The 15,965-nt window shown below is 64.0% G+C and carries 17 protein-coding genes; 9 read left to right on the top strand and 8 right to left on the bottom strand.

Annotation, left to right across the window (positions count from 1 at the left end; all coding sequences use genetic code 11):
- Positions 1–111 precede the first annotated feature (111 nt).
- Positions 112–1,020, top strand: a complete 909-nt coding sequence (locus NKH29_RS02120) for a LysR family transcriptional regulator (RefSeq protein ID WP_352586907.1) — start codon at positions 112–114, stop codon at positions 1,018–1,020.
- A 27-nt stretch (positions 1,021–1,047) separates the two neighbouring features.
- On the opposite strand, the gene NKH29_RS02115 is transcribed toward NKH29_RS02120, so the two are convergent.
- The gene (locus NKH29_RS02115; RefSeq protein WP_023720025.1) at positions 1,048–1,503 is read right to left on the bottom strand and encodes a carboxymuconolactone decarboxylase family protein; all 456 of its coding nucleotides are present in this window, start codon (positions 1,501–1,503) and stop codon (positions 1,048–1,050) included.
- A 119-nt stretch (positions 1,504–1,622) separates the two neighbouring features.
- Entirely contained in the window at positions 1,623–2,066 is a 444-nt protein-coding gene (locus NKH29_RS02110) for an SRPBCC family protein (RefSeq protein ID WP_023720024.1), read from the bottom strand.
- Positions 2,067–2,292: 226 nt separating this feature from the next.
- On the opposite strand from NKH29_RS02110, the gene NKH29_RS02105 reads away from it, so the two are divergent.
- Positions 2,293–3,057: a copper homeostasis protein CutC gene (locus NKH29_RS02105; protein ID WP_023720023.1), complete on the top strand. Its 765-nt coding sequence runs from the start codon at positions 2,293–2,295 to the stop codon at positions 3,055–3,057.
- Between the two features lie 23 nt (positions 3,058–3,080).
- Complete coding sequence (locus NKH29_RS02100) at positions 3,081–3,578, top strand: GNAT family N-acetyltransferase (protein ID WP_023720022.1); 498 nt, start codon at positions 3,081–3,083, stop codon at positions 3,576–3,578.
- A gap of 17 nt (positions 3,579–3,595) precedes the next feature.
- Here NKH29_RS02100 and NKH29_RS02095 read toward each other — a convergent pair whose 3' ends face one another.
- Complete coding sequence (locus tag NKH29_RS02095) at positions 3,596–4,618, bottom strand: acyltransferase family protein (protein WP_023720021.1); 1,023 nt, start codon at positions 4,616–4,618, stop codon at positions 3,596–3,598.
- A gap of 479 nt (positions 4,619–5,097) precedes the next feature.
- On the opposite strand from NKH29_RS02095, the gene NKH29_RS02085 reads away from it, so the two are divergent.
- From NKH29_RS02085 to NKH29_RS02070, 4 genes are all read left to right on the top strand, one after another.
- Positions 5,098–6,084: a methyltransferase gene (locus tag NKH29_RS02085; RefSeq protein ID WP_352484221.1), complete on the top strand. Its 987-nt coding sequence runs from the start codon at positions 5,098–5,100 to the stop codon at positions 6,082–6,084.
- Between the two features lie 193 nt (positions 6,085–6,277).
- Positions 6,278–6,988 (top strand): fumarylacetoacetate hydrolase family protein, encoded by a 711-nt coding sequence (locus tag NKH29_RS02080; protein ID WP_023720019.1) that lies wholly within the window; start codon positions 6,278–6,280, stop codon positions 6,986–6,988.
- Positions 6,989–6,992: 4 nt separating this feature from the next.
- Entirely contained in the window at positions 6,993–7,643 is a 651-nt protein-coding gene (gene maiA, locus NKH29_RS02075) for a maleylacetoacetate isomerase (RefSeq protein WP_352484220.1), read from the top strand.
- A 34-nt stretch (positions 7,644–7,677) separates the two neighbouring features.
- Positions 7,678–8,718: a zinc-dependent alcohol dehydrogenase family protein gene (locus tag NKH29_RS02070; protein WP_023720018.1), complete on the top strand. Its 1,041-nt coding sequence runs from the start codon at positions 7,678–7,680 to the stop codon at positions 8,716–8,718.
- Between the two features lie 20 nt (positions 8,719–8,738).
- Here the strand turns inward: NKH29_RS02070 and NKH29_RS02065 are convergent, their stop codons facing one another.
- Positions 8,739–9,632, bottom strand: coding sequence for a LysR family transcriptional regulator (locus tag NKH29_RS02065; RefSeq protein WP_352998904.1), 894 nt, complete (start codon positions 9,630–9,632; stop codon positions 8,739–8,741).
- A gap of 140 nt (positions 9,633–9,772) precedes the next feature.
- On the opposite strand from NKH29_RS02065, the gene NKH29_RS02060 reads away from it, so the two are divergent.
- Complete coding sequence (locus NKH29_RS02060) at positions 9,773–11,209, top strand: MFS transporter (RefSeq protein WP_502911191.1); 1,437 nt, start codon at positions 9,773–9,775, stop codon at positions 11,207–11,209.
- Here the strand turns inward: NKH29_RS02060 and NKH29_RS02055 are convergent.
- The gene (locus NKH29_RS02055) at positions 11,178–12,035 is read right to left on the bottom strand and encodes an alpha/beta fold hydrolase (protein ID WP_352998903.1); all 858 of its coding nucleotides are present in this window, start codon (positions 12,033–12,035) and stop codon (positions 11,178–11,180) included. The two genes, NKH29_RS02060 and NKH29_RS02055, sit on opposite strands and share 32 nt — an antisense overlap.
- Positions 12,036–12,216: 181 nt before the next feature.
- On the bottom strand, positions 12,217–13,125 hold the full coding sequence (locus NKH29_RS02050; protein WP_352998901.1) for a DMT family transporter: 909 nt from the start codon (positions 13,123–13,125) through the stop codon (positions 12,217–12,219).
- A gap of 104 nt (positions 13,126–13,229) precedes the next feature.
- Here NKH29_RS02050 and NKH29_RS02045 point away from each other — a divergent pair, with 104 nt between their 5' ends.
- Positions 13,230–14,633, top strand: coding sequence for an aminotransferase-like domain-containing protein (locus tag NKH29_RS02045; protein WP_352484216.1), 1,404 nt, complete (start codon positions 13,230–13,232; stop codon positions 14,631–14,633).
- Between the two features lie 245 nt (positions 14,634–14,878).
- Here the strand turns inward: NKH29_RS02045 and NKH29_RS02040 are convergent, their stop codons facing one another.
- The gene (locus NKH29_RS02040) at positions 14,879–15,376 is read right to left on the bottom strand and encodes a MaoC family dehydratase (RefSeq protein WP_023720013.1); all 498 of its coding nucleotides are present in this window, start codon (positions 15,374–15,376) and stop codon (positions 14,879–14,881) included.
- Between the two features lie 138 nt (positions 15,377–15,514).
- Complete coding sequence (locus tag NKH29_RS02035) at positions 15,515–15,943, bottom strand: phasin family protein (RefSeq protein ID WP_023720012.1); 429 nt, start codon at positions 15,941–15,943, stop codon at positions 15,515–15,517.
- Positions 15,944–15,965 lie beyond the last annotated feature (22 nt).

The following is a 15,965-nucleotide window of genomic DNA, read 5'->3' as shown; positions in this document are numbered from 1 at the left end:
CCATTCGAGCCGTTCTCAACACCGAGGCCCGTTCGTCGGACCCAACATGACGCCTTTTGTTCGCCGAAAAAACCAGTAGAGTTCGACAGGGCTATTTGGAAAATCCTTACAATGCGCCTCGACCAATTCAGCGGCATCGTCGCCTTCGTCAAGGTTGCCGAGGCCAAAAGCTTCACCCGCGCCGCCGCCAAGCTCGGCGTCGCTCCGGCCTCGTTGAGCGAGGCGGTCAAGGGGCTCGAGGAGCGCCTGGGGGTGCGGCTGCTCAACCGGACGACCCGCAGCGTTGGCTTGACCGAAGCTGGCGCCCAATACCTCGACCATGTGCGTCCGGCAGCCGAAGATATCCGGGCGGCTGGTGCGGCGCTGCGCGAGACCCGCGATCGTCCTGCCGGCACGCTGCGCCTCAGCCTGCCCTGGATCGCCGCCCCGCTGCTGATCGAGCCACTGATGCGGCCGTTCATGGATGCTTATCCAGAAGTGCGGCTCAATCTGATCTTCGACGACAGCTTCGTCGACATCGCCGCCGAGGGGTTCGATGCCGGCCTGCGCATCGGCGAGCTTCTCGAGAAAGATATGATCGGCGCGCGCCTGGGCGGGCCCCTGCAGATGGTCGTGGTGGGCAGCCCGGACTATCTGGCGCGCAACGGCACGCCGAAGCGGCCGGCCGACCTCGCCGCCCATCGCTGCATCGCATTCGCCCTCACCCGCACCCGCGCGATCTCGCCCTGGGAGTTCACCGTGGATGAACGCGAAGTCGCTTTCACACCGGACGCATGTCTGGTCGTGAACACGCTTCCGCTGTGCATTACTGCTGCCGCGCAAGGGCTTGGCCTCGCCTTCGCGGTCGAGGGGCTCGCCGCGCCGCTTCTTGCCTCAGGCGCGCTGGTCAAGGTGCTGGAGCCTTTCTGTCCCGCTTACGAGCCGCTCCACCTCTATTATCCCAGCCGCCGCCTGGTACCGCCGAAGCTGCGGGCCTTCATCGACTTCGTGCGCGCGAATTCTCACAAGCTGCGGATCTGATGTGGCTTTGCGAGAACCCGGCCCCGTTCAGCCCCAGGCGCCGACCATCTGTCTGGTGGTTGCGTTGAGACGGTTGAACGCATTGATCAGGGCAATCTGGACGACCAGTGCGGCAAGCGCCTTTTCGTCATAGTGCCGGGCGGCTTCATCCCAGACCGCATCCGGCACCGGGTCTGGCCGGTCGGCTAACCGGGTCGCCGCCTCGGTCAGCGCCAGCGCGGCGCGCTCGGCGTCGGTGAAGTAAGGTGTTTCCCGCCAGGCCGACACGGTGAAGACGCGCTCATCCTTTTCACCGGCCTTCTTCAATTCGCGTGCATGCATATCGATACAGACACTGCATCCGTTGATCTGGCTGGCGCGCAAATGGACGAGCTTGCGCGTCACATAGGACAGATCGGCCGTTTCCGTCGACTTGTCCAGCGCGAGCAGCGCCTGCAGAGCGCCAGGAATGAGCATCACCGGGTTTTTCAATCGTGCTTGCATAGTGGTCTCCTTCGGGCGTGTTTTCTCAAGCCCGGACGACGAACATCCGGGGTCTCGATATTTCTTGGTTCTGTCAGTTCGCCGGCCGCCGCGTTGCGGCAAGGCGAGCGCCGGGATATTCAGCTTTGCCAGGCAGTCACCCGCTCAAGCCGCTCGAGAATGCGCGGCCAACCGCTTCCCATGCCGATGTAGCCGCGCTCGTCCTCGGACCGGAACCCGGAATGCTCCATGCGCACCCGCGTCGCTTTACCTTCGGGCGTCAACGACCATGTCACCACGGTCTTCAGACCGCTGTCGGATTCGGTGCCGTCGCCCCAGCTGTAGGCGAGCAGGCGTGGCGGCTCGATCTTCAGCACCTCGCAGTTCGTCACGCCGGACCAGCCAGGCACCGGCGTCGCGCGAAAGGTAAAGCGATGGCCTTGCTCAGGCGCAAAGTCGTTCTCCATCAGCCATTCGGCAACCAGATGCGGCACGGTCAGTGCGCGCCATATCTTTTCAGCCGCATGCGGGATCAGACGCTCGACGACAATGGATTTGGTTTCGATTGTGGTTGCTTCAGTCATGACTTGGGACCCGTTGTTTGCGGTTTGGCTGGGCTATTCAACAACGCGCTCTCCATGAGAACCAATAACCCATCAGCTATGAGTTACGTATAACGCTTAAGTTATGAATGTGTCAAGCGGCGGAATGGCAGGCGCGCCCGCAAGCACATTGAGCCCACACTTCCGGCTTTCAAGGCACCGTGCCCGATGCTACCGCTGGCCAGCTGAAATCATCAACGGATCGCCCATGACCGAGACCGAACGCCCTCGCCTGCCGCTGATCGAGATCTGCGTCGAAGGCATAGACGGCCTGCTGGCCGCGCAAGCCGCCGGTGCCGACCGTGTCGAGCTCTGTGCCAGCCTGGTCGAGGGCGGCATCACGCCGAGCTTCGGCACCGTGCGCACGGCGCTTGAATTAGCGACGATCCCGTTCCACGTCATCGTGCGGCCGCGTGGCGGCGATTTTCTCTATAGCGAGGCCGAATATCGTTCGATGCTCGCCGATGTCCGAGCGCTTGCCGAGCTTGGCGTCGCCGGTGTCGTTATCGGCTGCCTCGCTGCCGACGGCACGATCGATGAGCAGCGCATGAGCGAACTGGCGCAGGCAGCGGGGAGCTTGAACGTCACCTGCCACCGCGCCTTCGACATGACCCGCGACCCGACCGAGGCACTGGAATCGCTGATCCGCTGCAAGGTCGGCCGTGTGCTGACCAGCGGCCAGCGCGACACGGCGCTGGAGGGCGCGGACCTGCTCGCCGATCTGGTCAGGCAGGCTGGCGACCGCATCATCATCCTCGGCTGCGGCGGGCTTGACCCGCAGAACATTGCCGAGGTGCGGAGGAAAACCGGGGTGAGCGAAATGCACTTCGCCGCGCTCAAGGACGTGCCGAGCGCCATGCGCTATCGCAACCCGAAAGTCGGTATGGGCGGCACCGACCTCGACCGCGAATACCGCAACACCGTGACCGACGAGGTACTGGTGGCGGCGACCATCGCCGCTGCCCGGGCATGATCCTGGAAGACAGAAGAAAGAAAATGATTGAAACGCGATTGCCGATCGAGCTGGTTTTGCCGCGGGATGAGCCCGCAATCCTCGCGCTCAACAACGAGCACGCTGCGGAATTATCATGGCTCGAACCTGAGCGCCTTTCCTTCCTGCTTGGCGAAGCGTTTTACGCGCGCCGTATCGGTGCACTCGAAGCCTTCATCATGACCTTCGACCAGGACGCAAGCTACGACAGCCCGAATTTCCTGTGGTTTCGCGAGCGCTATCCGCGCTTCGTCTATGTCGATCGCGTCGTGGTCGGCGCCAATGCGCGCGGCCGGGGTCATGCCCGCCGGCTGTACGAGGATCTGTTCGAGCAGGCGTCACGCGCCGGCCAGGCGATCGTCACTTGCGAGGTCAATGCCGAGCCACCCAATCCGGCTTCGGACGCCTTCCACGCGGCACTCGGCTTCATGGAAGTGGGCGACGCGGTAATCCACGGCGGCAAGAAAGCCGTGCGGTATTATCTAAGACGGATCGCCGGCTGAACGGCAGCCGCCTCGCCCTACCAATTGCGGTTCAGCCAGGAGCGGGTCGGCTTTTCGACGATGTAGTAGCTGCACAGAGCGCAAGCGAACGCCGCCGCCAACATCAGCCACGGCGAACTGCCTTGTATGTCGACGAATTGATAAAAGGGCTGCTGCCAAAGATAGAGCGAATACGACCACAGCCCCAGCATCGTCATCGGCCGGGAGGATAGAAACCCGGTCAGGTACCAACTGCTGAAGTCGAGCGAGTTGACGGCGAGGGCCAACAGCGGCACCGCGACCAGATAGTGGATCGGGGTTGGCACGGCAGCCATGAACACTAGAACCGCCACGACAGCGGCCGCCAGGGCGACATGTGGGCCCTTGAGCAGCGCCGGCAGCCTGTCGTCGGCCTTGAGCAGGCATATCACCGCTGACAGCAGGATCGAGGCGATGTGCACGTCGGTGCGCCAATAGGTGGACTCGTAGCCTATTCCGAGCACCCAGTAGGAGATGGCGCCGTTTGCCATGGCCAGCACCGACAATGCGCCGAGCAGCACGATGACCCGGGACTGCCCCGAGACGACGACGCCGATCAGCGCCAGGATGACATAGGCGTGCTCTTCGACGCAGAGCGACCAGATATGGTCGAGCGCGCCGGCGCGGGTGACGAGAATTCCGGCGTAGTTGTAAGTGAACGTCAGCGCCGTCAGCGCCGCCTTCCACTTGAAGGCGATGAATGTGCCGGACAAGGCAACCACCGCGGCGACGACGAAAACCATCAGTGCCGGGTAGATGCGGGAGAACCGGCGCTTGAAGAATTTCTTCAGCGGATAGTGTTCGACGAACAGGATCTCGGCCATCAGCCGGCCGCTGAGCACGAAGAAGAATTCGACGCCCAGGACGCCGAGATTGATGCCGGGAACGGGGAAGAAATGGCCGATCAGCACCAGCGCGATCGACAGGCCACGCCAGCCGTCGAGATAGGCAAGCCTGGTTCTTGCCGAGCTATCGGCGACAGGCCTGGACACGACAAGACGCGCCGCGGAGATGTCCGTCATGCCGGTCCCTTCTGCGAAAGGCGGGCTGGAGGCCGCATTCCTCCAGCTATATTGCAGCGCACCAGAACTTTGTGCAAGTGCGAGATAACGACACGCCCGAAGTACGGGACGGACAGAAAAGGGCCGTTAAGGCCCCGTTCCCAAAACCGAAGGTCGGTGGTCTCAGGCGTTGGCGGCAGCCACGAGACTGGCGCGGTAGTCGGCCGACCATTCATGTCGCTCATCAAATTATCCGCCGCGACTTTAACGCCGGCCAGTGCCGAGGCCACGAAGCTTCCGGCGAGCGCCGCCTCGATCTCCTTCGAACGGAAGAGGCCATTGTCGCCGGCGCCGGTGGAAGGCCTTGTGTTTCTCCTTCGATAAAGAGAGGGTCTGTCACCAAACTGGTGGACGGACATGCCGAACGGAAGTGTCACATATGCGGTGTAACCAGCAAGTTGAGCTCAAAGTCGGTTCTGGATCGCGGAAGGGAATGTGGCATGGTGGATTCTGATCGGATCGACAACCTGATCGCAGCGGTGCCCCCCGCCTTGGCGCTTCGCGCCGGGCTGGACCTCGGCATCTTCACCCGGCTCGGCGGCAGCGCGGTGACTGCCGACAGCCTTGGGGCCGCGCTCAAAGTCGAGCCCGATCGTCTGTCGCGGCTCCTCTACGCGCTCGCCAGCATCGGTCTCCTCGAAGTCAAGGATGGTCAATTTCGCAATGGAGCCGAAGCGTCGGCCTTCCTCGACGCGTCCAAACCGACCTACCGCGGCGGCGATCATGCGCTCCTGCGCGAGCTCTGGGGAGCCGACCTGCTGACCGCAGAGTCGCTGCGACAGAACCGGCCGGCTGCGCTGCACGACTTTTCCGAAGCGGGGCCCGAGGCCGCGGCGGCCTTCAGCCGCCTGCTCGCACCGGGCGGGGTGATTTTCGGCCGACATCTGGCCCGGGAGATGGACCTCTCTGCGATCGGTTCGGTGATCGACATCGGCGGGGGCTCCGGGACCATTCTCGTCGGACTTCGCGAGCGGCGGCCGCAGATTGCGGCGACGCTGATGGAACTCCCAACGGTGGCAGCGGTCGCGCCAGATATCCTGTCAGAATACGGTGCCGACGACGTGGTTGTCGAAGAGGGGGACATAACTGTCGCACCATCGATCGGTCGGCACGACCTGGCGATCCTGAAGGCCGTCGTCCAGGTCCTTCCGCCGGACCAGGCGCGCAGTTCGATCCTGAACGCGGCGCGTTGCCTCACACCCGGAGGCGAGATCGCAATTGCGGGGTGGGGTGTCGTCGATGACGACCGCCTCGGCCCGCCTGAGGGTGTCTTTCTGAATCTCACCTTCTTGAACCTCTATCGCCACGGCGAATCGTACACTGAAGGTCAGTATCGCGCATGGATGACCGAGGCTGGATTCCGGGATATCTCCAGGTCGCGCCTGACGGACGGCTCCACGTTGTTTCGTGCGCGCCTCACGGGCTGATCGTGGCTGAGTGGTTGGTTTCGGACGCAAGGCTCTCCGAGCCCGCCCGCCAGGGCACGGACGAGGACACGAGCGACTAAATTCAGGCCGCGCCGCGCGGCGGGGCGTAGCTCTTCTGAAATGCAATGCCTTGCCCGGTGATCCAAATCGGCCGAATGTGCCGGCGACAGATTCACTGAAGCAGAGACAGTGCATGACAGACTTCGCCCTCCCCCTGCCCGCAACCCCGTCGGTGGCCGTCGCCGGCTCGCCGCAGCGTTTTGCGGTGCGTCGCATCTTCTGCGTCGGCCGCAACTACGCCGCCCATGCCCGCGAGCTCGGCAATGATGAGCGCGACCCGCCCTTCTTCTTCACCAAGCCAGGCGACGCAGTGGTCGATGCGGCGGTCGGTTCGGGCACGATCATCCCCTACCCGCCGCTGACCCAAAACCTGCATCACGAAATCGAGCTAGTCGTCGCGATCGGCGGAGCCGGCTTCCGCATCCGGCGCGAGCGGGCGCTGAACCATGTCTGGGGCTACGGCGTCGGTGTCGACCTGACCCGCCGCGACCTTCAGGACGAGGCGAAGAAGGCGGCACGACCGTGGGACTGGTCGAAAGCCTTCGACCGTTCGGCGCCCTGCGGCCCGCTGGTTCCGGCACAAACATCCGGCCATCCCGAAAAGGGCCGTATCTGGCTCGCCGTCAACGGCAAGATCAGGCAGGACGGCGACCTCGCCGAACTGATCTGGCCGGTTCCCGACATCGTCTCGATTTGCAGCGAGGCGGTAGAACTTAAGCCCGGCGACCTGATCTTCACCGGCACGCCGGCCGGCGTCGGCGCGGTCGGGCCGGGCGAAAAGATCACCGGCGGCGTCGACGGCATCGGCGAAATCGAGCTGACCATCGGCCAACCGGGCCCGTGATCCGATGAGCGACATCGTCCTTCACAATTACTACCGCTCCTCGACGTCTTACCGGGTGCGGATCGCGCTGGAGATGAAGGGCCTCGCCTACGAATACGTGCCGCATCATCTGCGCCACGGCGAGCATCTCGAACCCGCCTATCTCGCGGTCAATCCGCAAGGTCTGGTGCCGGCTCTGATCCTGGGCGACGGCACGCTGCTGACGCAATCACTGGCGATCATCGAATATCTCGACGAGACCACGCCCGAGCCGCCATTGCTGCCCAAGGATGCGCCTGGCCGCGCCCGCGTCAGGATGCTGGCGCAGATGATCGCCTGCGACATCCATCCGGTGAACAATCTGCGCGTGCTGACCTCGTTGCGCACGCTGTTCGGCGCCGGCGACCAGGACGTCGCCAACTGGTTCCGGCATTGGGTGAACGAAGGTTTCCAGCCGCTTGAAAAGATTCTGGCTTCCTCGCCCGAGACAAAGACCTTTTGCCATGGCGACACGCCGGGGCTAGCCGATATCTGCCTGGTCGCACAGGTCACCAGCAATGCCCGTTTCGGCGTCGATATGACGCCCTACCCGACGATCGCGCGCATCAACGCCGCCTGCATGGCGCTGCCGGCGTTCCAGAAGGCGGCGCCGGAGAACCAGATCGATGCCGAGTAGACCGCAAATTGCATGAAGTGATGAGGAACTGCCGATGAAAGCCGTCGTCTTCGAAAAATTCGGCGAGGCGCCGACGATCCAGACCGTGCCGGATCCGACGCCTTCGCCGGAAGGCGTCGTCATCAAGGTCGAGGCGACTGGCCTTTGCCGCAGCGATTGGCATGGCTGGATGGGCCACGACGACGGCATCCGCCTGCCGCATGTGCCGGGCCACGAGCTGGCAGGCGTCGTGGTCTCCACAGGCAGCCAGGTGACCCGCTGGAAGACCGGCGAGCGCGTCACCGTGCCGTTCGCCGTCGGCTGCGGCCGCTGCTCCGAATGCACCTCGGGCAACCACCAGGTCTGCGAGCACCAGTTCCAGCCCGGCTTCACCGCTTGGGGCTCGTTCGCCGAATATGTCGCCATCGACCACGCCGACACCAATCTCGTGCGCTTGCCCGACGAGATGGAATTCGCCACCGCCGCCAGCCTCGGCTGCCGCTTCGTCACCTCGTTCCGCGCCATCGTCGACCAGGGCCGGGTGACGCCCGGCGAATGGGTGGCCGTGCATGGCTGCGGCGGCGTCGGCCTGTCGGCGATCATGATCGCCAGCGCCATGGGCGCCAATGTCGTTGCCATCGACCTGACCGACGAGAAGCTGGACTTCGCCAAAACGATCGGCGCGGTGGCGACGATCAACGCGGCAAAGACGCCGAACGTGGTCAAGGCAGTCAAGCAGATCACCAATGGCGGCGCGCATATGTCGATGGACGCGCTCGGCCATCCGACGACGTCGTTCAACTCGATCGCGAACCTGCGCCGGCGCGGCCGCCATGTGCAGGTCGGCCTGATGCTCGGCGAGCATGCCAGGCCGCAGATACCGATGGACAAGGTGATCGCCTTCGAGCTCGAGATCCGCGGCAGCCACGGCATGCAGGCTTTCCGCTATCAGGCGATGATGGAGATGATCCGCACCGGCAAGCTTAAGCCCGAACTGCTGGTCGGCAAGAAGATCAGCCTCGAGGAAGCGCCGGCCGCATTGATGGCTATGGGCGGCTTCGAAGGCATCGGCATCGGCGTGGTGACCCGATTCTAGATCCGCGACCCGACTCTGGATTAGCGGAGAAAGGCGCAGACTTCCCGCACGCAGGCGCGTAACCAGCGTTGCGCCGGATCGGCGTCGAGCCGCGGATGCCAGAGCATCGAGATCGTGACCTCGGCAACGTCGACCGGCAACGGAAAGCTGAACATGCCCGTGCGCGCGCCAAGCGTGTGCCGCTCGGGGACGCTGGCGATCAAATCGGAGGCGCGCGCCATGGCGAGCGTGGCCGAGAAGCTGGAAACCATGCACACAATCGTCCGCTGGAGACCCAGCAGTTTCAAGGCCTCGTCGATCGGGCCTTTTTCGCGACCACGCCGCGAAACGCTGATGTGGCGGCCGGCCGCATAGCGGGCCGGCGTCACCGGACCCTCGCTCAGCTCATGGCCCATTCGCACCGCACCGATGAAGCGGTCGCGAAACAGCGCCTGCATACGCATTTCAGGGCTCGTTTCACCGGCAACCCCGATTTCGAGATCAATCCCTGCGTCGCGCAGCGACATGTCGTTCCTGTCGGATTTCGGCGCAAAACGCAGCCGCACGCCAGGCGCATTCGCTTCGATACGGGCGACGAGACGCGGCGCGAATTCCTCGACGAAGCTTTCATTGGCGCGCAGCGTAAAAACCCTGTCGAGACCTGAGAGGTCGAGGAGCCTGGCGGGAAGCAGGAGCGCTTCGGCTTCCTGGACGACTCGGCCTGCCTGCTGCTGCAATTCCTGCGCGCGCGGTGTCGCAACCAGGCCACGGCCGGCCCGGACCAGCAATGGATCGCCTGTCGCTTGGCGCAGCCGCGCCAGCGTCCGGCTCATCGCCGACGGACTGAGGTGCAGCCGCGCGGCAGCGCGGGCGACGCTGCCCTCGCTCAGCAGCACATCGAGGGCGACAAGCAGATTGAGATCGGGTGACGACATGGAAGGACCATAACACAGCTCAGCCGTGATGTAGCGTTTCATGCACGAATAAGATGCAAATGCTGCGCCTTCCGCCACATCAAGCGGGGGAATAGCTTCCAGCAGCTCCGATCCTGGGGTTGCCGGCAAAGGAGTTCACCTTGGCATCGACCACTGAAAAGACCTGGGACGAAGTTGCCCCGATCGGCGCCCGCTCGCTTCGATGGGCATTGGCGAGCCTATCGCTTTCCACGCTGCTGTCGTCGCTCGCCACCAGCATCGCCAGCGTCGGGCTGCCATCGCTGATGCAGGCATTCGGCGCATCGTTCCAGCTCGTGCAATGGGTCGTTCTTGCCTATCTGCTCGCCATCACCACCTTGATCGTCAGCGCCGGGCGGCTCGCCGACATATTCGGCCGCCGCCCGCTATTGCTCGGCGGCATTGGCCTGTTCACCTTCGCATCGATGCTTTGCGGGCTCGCGCCGACGCTCTGGCTGCTGATTGCCGCACGGACGGCGCAGGGGCTCGGCGCGGCCGTCATGATGGCTCTGACGCTGGCCTTTATCGCCGACACGGTTCCCCGGGAAAAAACCGGCAGCGCCATGGGCCTGCTCGGCGCCATGTCCGCGATCGGCACCACGCTTGGCCCCTCGCTTGGCGGACTGCTGATCGCCGGTCTCGGCTGGCGAGCGATCTTCCTCATCAATCTGCCGTTGGGGGCGCTGGCCTTCGCGCTCGCCCGTCGCGTCCTGCCGGCTGGAAAAAAGTCAGCGGAACCGGATCGCCGCGGTTTCGACGGCATCGGCACGGCTTTGCTCGCGCTGACGCTAGCCGCCTATGCGCTCGCCATGACCCTTGGGCGCGGCAGTTTTGGTTCTCTCAATGTCGGCTTGCTGATTGCCGCTGCCGTGGGTGGCCTGCTGTTCGTCATTGCGCAGACAAGGGTCGAGAACCCTTTGATCCAGCCTGCCAGGTTCCGCGACCAGGCGTTGAACGCAAGCCTCGCCATGAGCCTGGTCGTCGCCACCGTGATGATGGCGACGCTGGTGGTCGCGCCATTCTATCTGTCGCGCGCGCTTGGGCTGGACGCAGCCATGGTCGGGCTGGTTCTGTCGGCCGGCCCTCTGGTTACGGCCTTGGCGGCGCTGCCGGCCGGGCGCCTGGTCGATCGTTTCGGGGCGCACCGGATGATGATCGTCGGCCTGCTCGATCTCGCCATTGGTATCTTCATTCTGTCGCAGGCGGAATTCGGTATTGCCGGCTATGTCGCGCCAATCATCATCGTCTGCACCGGCTACAGCCTGTTTCAGACCGCCAACAATTCAGCCGTGATGACCGGCGTCGCGTCCGACCAGCGCGGCGTCGTCTCCGGCCTGCTCAATCTGTCGCGCAATCTCGGCCTGATCACCGGTGCGTCGGTGATGGGCGCGGTGTTTGCCTTCGCATCGGCTGGCGGAGGCGAAGGCACCGGTCGGCAGGTATTGGCATCTGCGGCAGCCGCACGCGGCATGCAGGTCACTTTCCAGGTCGCGACGGCCCTGGTGGTGGCGGCTTTGATCATTGCGATTATTTCTGGTCGCCGCGGCCAGCGCGGTTAGCTGAGGCGCCAGCGACGAACTCCAGCATCAGTTCAGCAGCCCTGAGCGCATGCGTCTCCAGAAGGAAATGGCCTGCGTCGAAGACGTGAGCCTCCATCCGGGGAAGATCCATAAGCCAGGATTGAACCTCTGCAATGTCGAAGAAGGCATCGTGGCGACCCCAAAGAAGCATCGCTCGGGGCTGATGTTTCGCCAGATAACCAGCCACCTCCCCGAACCGGTCGACATATCGGCCGTAATCGGCAATGAGCGCCTTCTGCAGATCAAGTCGTCCCGGCAGACACATGACCCGCCAGTCTTCAATCCAACCACCTGGGTCGATCTGCGCCGCGATCTCGGCTGGCAGGCCGGCGACGTACTGGTCGCGGGTTCCCTCGAGGGTGAGATGGGCGGTGGCGGCCTGCTCATTCGCCGCATTCGGCTCAGCCCAGAAGTCCAATGTGTCTGCCCATTGCGAACCAAAGCCCGAGCGGTGGGCATTGGCATTCTGGATGACAAGGCCTTCGACGAGTTCCGGGGCGCGCATGGCGAGATGAAGCGCTACCGGGGCTCCGAAATCATGCAAATAGAGAAACCTGCGGCCAACGTTGAGACGCGAGAGCAGCTCTTCAATCGCGCTGGCCAGCATGTCGAACGACGGCTCGGGCGGCAGATCGGATGCGCCGAAGCCCGGCAGGTCCGGCGCCACGACATAGACGCTGCCGGAGAGCGGCGCGATCACGTCGCGAAACGTCCGCGACGAGCTAGGAAAGCCGTGCAGCAGCACGAGCGCGGGTTCGGAAGCATCACCAGCCGTCCGGACGGCCACCTCGCCGCCCGAGGACAAGCGTATCTTCTGGATCCCAGGCACCAAAATTGCCCCTTTTTCTCCACGCCGCGCAAGGCCCACTTCGCGCCTTGCGCCACGCTGGCCGATTCGGCGCCTCGGAGACGCCGTTCCGCCAGGTCGGCAGCTCTTGGTATCAACTGGACGCGATTGTATCGAGTTCAAGACTGCGCCGGCGCACCTATCTCGCATATCTCTTGGCGCCGACGACGCAAAGCACGACGGCGGCGGTGACGGCGATCATGGCGGGACTGACCTGCTCATGCAGCAGCGCTGCCGCCAGCCCAAGGCCGAAGAAAGGCTGCAGCAGTTGCAGCTGCCCGACCGCGGCGATGCCGCCTTGCGCCAGGCCGCGATACCAGAACACGAAACCGATCAGCATGCTGAACAGCGACACATACGCCAAACCTATCCACGCGCCCCTGCCGGCACTTTCGAGCGACGGCGGCATGGTGATGAACGTCAGCGCCAGCATGACCGGCAGCGACAGCACCAGCGCCCACGAGATCACCTGCCAGCCGCCGAGCTTGCGCGACAGCGTCGCTCCTTCGGCATAGCCCAATCCGCACACGATGATGGCGGCCAGCATCAAGATGTCGCCGAGCGGCGAGACCGAGAGGCCATGCGTCACTGCAAAACCGGCAACAAGGGCGCTGCCGAGACACGAGAACAGCCAGAACGCCGGTTTCGGGCGATCACCGCCTCGAACCACGCCGAAGATCGCGGTCGCCAACGGCAACAGGCCGACGAAAATGATCGAGTGAGCCGAATTGATGTGCTTGAGCGCCAGCGCTGTCAGCAGGGGAAAGCCGACCACGACGCCAAGCGCGACGATCGCCAGCGAGAACAGATCTTGCCGCTCCGGTCGCTTCTGGCGAAAAACGAGCAGCAGCGCGAGGCCGAGAATGCCCGCCGAAGCCGCACGGGCGACCGTCACGAACACCGGATCGAAATCCATCACCGCCACGCGCGTCGCCGGAAGCGAACCGCTGAAGATCAGCACGCCTATGAACCCGTTGACCCAGCCGCTCGCCGCCCAGCTACTCGCCGCCCAACCACTCGCCGCCCAGCCACTTGCCACCTTGTCCATCGATGCCCCGCTCGTTTCGCCCTCTATCGGGCCGGGCGTATGGCTCCGCCAGAGACAATGAGGTACAGTTCGACAAAACCGTCATGGTAGGCTGAGCAGTACGGATGGACGAGCAGACGACAACAGATGAGGGCAGCCGGACGCTTGTCGAAACCGTCATGGCGACGATCAGGCACAGGATCGCCGCGCGCAGCCTGACACCGGGAATGCGGCTGCCTTCGATCCGGGCTTTCGCCAAGGCCATGCAGGTTTCCAAATCCACCGTGGTCGAAGCCTATGAGCGTCTTGCGGCGGAAGGCATGATCCGCTCGCGGCCGGGCTCGGGTTTCTATGCCGCCGGATCGCTGGCTCCGCTGTCACTGGCCGAGATCGGCCCCAGGCTTGACCGTGCTGTCGACCCGCTGTGGGTCTCGCGCCAATCGCTGGAAGCTGGCGACAATGTGCTCAAACCCGGTTGCGGCTGGTTGCCGGCCGCATGGATGCCCGAGGCCGGATTGCGCCGCGCACTGCGGACCATGGCCCGCGCCGACGATGCCGCGCTGACCGATTACGGCACGCCGCTCGGCTTGCCGGCGCTGCGCCATCTGCTGGCGCGGCGCATGGCCGAGCACGGTATCGAAGCCTCCCCGGACCAGATCATGCTGACGGAATCGGGCACCCAGGCGATCGACCTGCTGTGTAGGTTTCTGCTCGAACCGGGTGACACCGTGTTGGTCGACGATCCCTGCTATTTCAACTTCCATGCCCTGTTGCGCGCCCATCGGGCCAAGGTGATCAGCGTTCCCTACACACGCTCGGGGCCGGACATCGAGCTGTTCGCGCAAGCGCTGAACGAGCACCGGCCGCGCCTCTACATCACCAATTCCGCGCTCCACAATCCGACCGGCGCGATATTGTCGCCCGTCGCCGCCCATCGGCTGCTGAAGCTCGCCGACCAGTCGGGGCTGACGATTATCGAGGACGATATCTTCGCCGATTTCGAACATACGCCCGCGCCCCGGCTGGCGGCCTTCGACGGTCTCAGCCGGGTCATCCATATCGGAAGCTTCTCCAAGACGCTTTCGGCATCGGTGCGCTGCGGCTTCATCGCCGCTCCTCGCGACTGGATGGAAGGATTGACCGATCTCAAGATCGCCACGTCCTTTGGCAGCGGGCGGCTTGCATCCGAACTGGTGCTGACGCTGCTGAAGGACGGCCTCTATCGCAAGCACGTCGATCTGCTGCGCGCGCGGCTCTCGCGCGCCGTGGAAGAAACCAGCGCCCGCCTGAAGGCCATCGGCATCGTGCCATGGATAGATCAGCCGGCCGGCATGTTTTTGTGGTGCAGGCTGCCGGAGGGGATAGATGCCGCGGATGTCGCCCGTCACGCTTTGTCGGCCAACGTCGTGCTTGCGCCCGGCAATGCGTTCAGCCTGTCTCGGTCGGCCAGCCGTTTCATGCGCTTCAACGTCGCCCAGTCCGGAGACGACCGGATTTTCAGGGCGCTTGAACAGGCGATGTCGCGCTGATTTGCACCGCCGCACGCCTGTCTGAGCCCGTGTCCTCGGAGACTGTTTCGAAATTCGCTCTGGCCAGTCATATGGTGGTGGTTTCGAGAACCGGAGCGCAGCGGACATTTAGGTCCGTGAGCACCGGCCTACGCCGGCCGTAGCCTTAACTGCCACGACCGCTGATCGGTGCTTCGGCCGGCGAAGGCCGGAAGCGCAGAAAACGCGATCAGATGGCCGCCAGAGTAGAGTTTCCAAACGGTCTCTCAGGTGCCGGCCCGCTTGCGGCGTGCGTAAAGCATGACGAGCGTCTCGGCGGTCAGCGCCGGCCTCTGCTCGCCTTCGATCTCGACCGTATTGGAAGCCTTCATCAGATATTGCCCCGGGCCTTTGTCTTCCATCGACAACAGCGTGGTGCGCAGCCTGATTCGCGAGCCGACCCTGACTGGCGCCACGAAACGCACTTTGTCGAAACCGTAGTTGAAAGCGGCCTGCGTGTTTTCGGGTACGATGCCCATCTCAAGCGCCAGCGCGCCGATGATCGACAGGGTCAGATAGCCATGCGCGATCGTGGTGCGAAACGGGCTTTGCCGCTTCGCCCGCTCGGGATCGACATGGATCCATTGATGATCGCCCGTGCATTCGGCAAACTGGTCGATGCGGTGCTGATCGACCAGCGTCCAGTCCGAGACGCCTAATTCCTGCCCGGCCATCGCCCTGAGTTGCTCGAAGGTCGGCGGCGTCGTGGGCCGTATCTGCGTCATTCCTGCTTTCCCGATCGCTTGCCTGTTCCGGACCACGACGGGCCGCCCCTGTCAATTCGTCAGTGCGATTCCAGCCCATAATCTTCGGCCGCGAACCGCCAGTCTTCGCCGCCGGCAAGCGTGCTGCTGGGGAACAGCTTATTTCTTGTCGTGGCCGGCGCGGATCTCCTCCATCGCCTCCTTGATGCGGCTGCGCAGGATTTCGATGGATTCGGTGCCGGACGCCCTCGCCAGTTCGGCCATCTCGCCGGCATTCTTCAGCGCGGTCTCGAAGGATCTCCTGGCGAACGCCGCCTGCTTCTGCATCATTTCCTGGGGATTGCCGGGCGCCCTGTAGTTTTGTGCCATGTCGGTGATTTCGCGCAGCGTGTCCTGTAGCATCTCGCGTTGCCTGGACAACAGCGCCGACGCTCCGGCGGCACTCGCCCTGGCCGACTTCTCCAGCGCTTCCAGGTTCTTGGCGTGGTGGGCGAGGATCGCCTCGACATCGACATTCGGCAGCTTCAGGTCGCGGCCGAACTTGCCGAACATGTCGATAAAGGACTCGGAATCCGGTCGTTTTGCCATGCTGGTACTCTCCCCCTGTTGC

Source organism: Mesorhizobium sp. M1295 (assembly GCF_040318135.1).
In the GTDB taxonomy this organism is placed as follows: domain Bacteria; phylum Pseudomonadota; class Alphaproteobacteria; order Rhizobiales; family Rhizobiaceae; genus Mesorhizobium.
The sequence above is the reverse complement of the archived record's forward strand: the minus strand, read 5'-3'. Positions and strand labels throughout refer to the sequence as shown.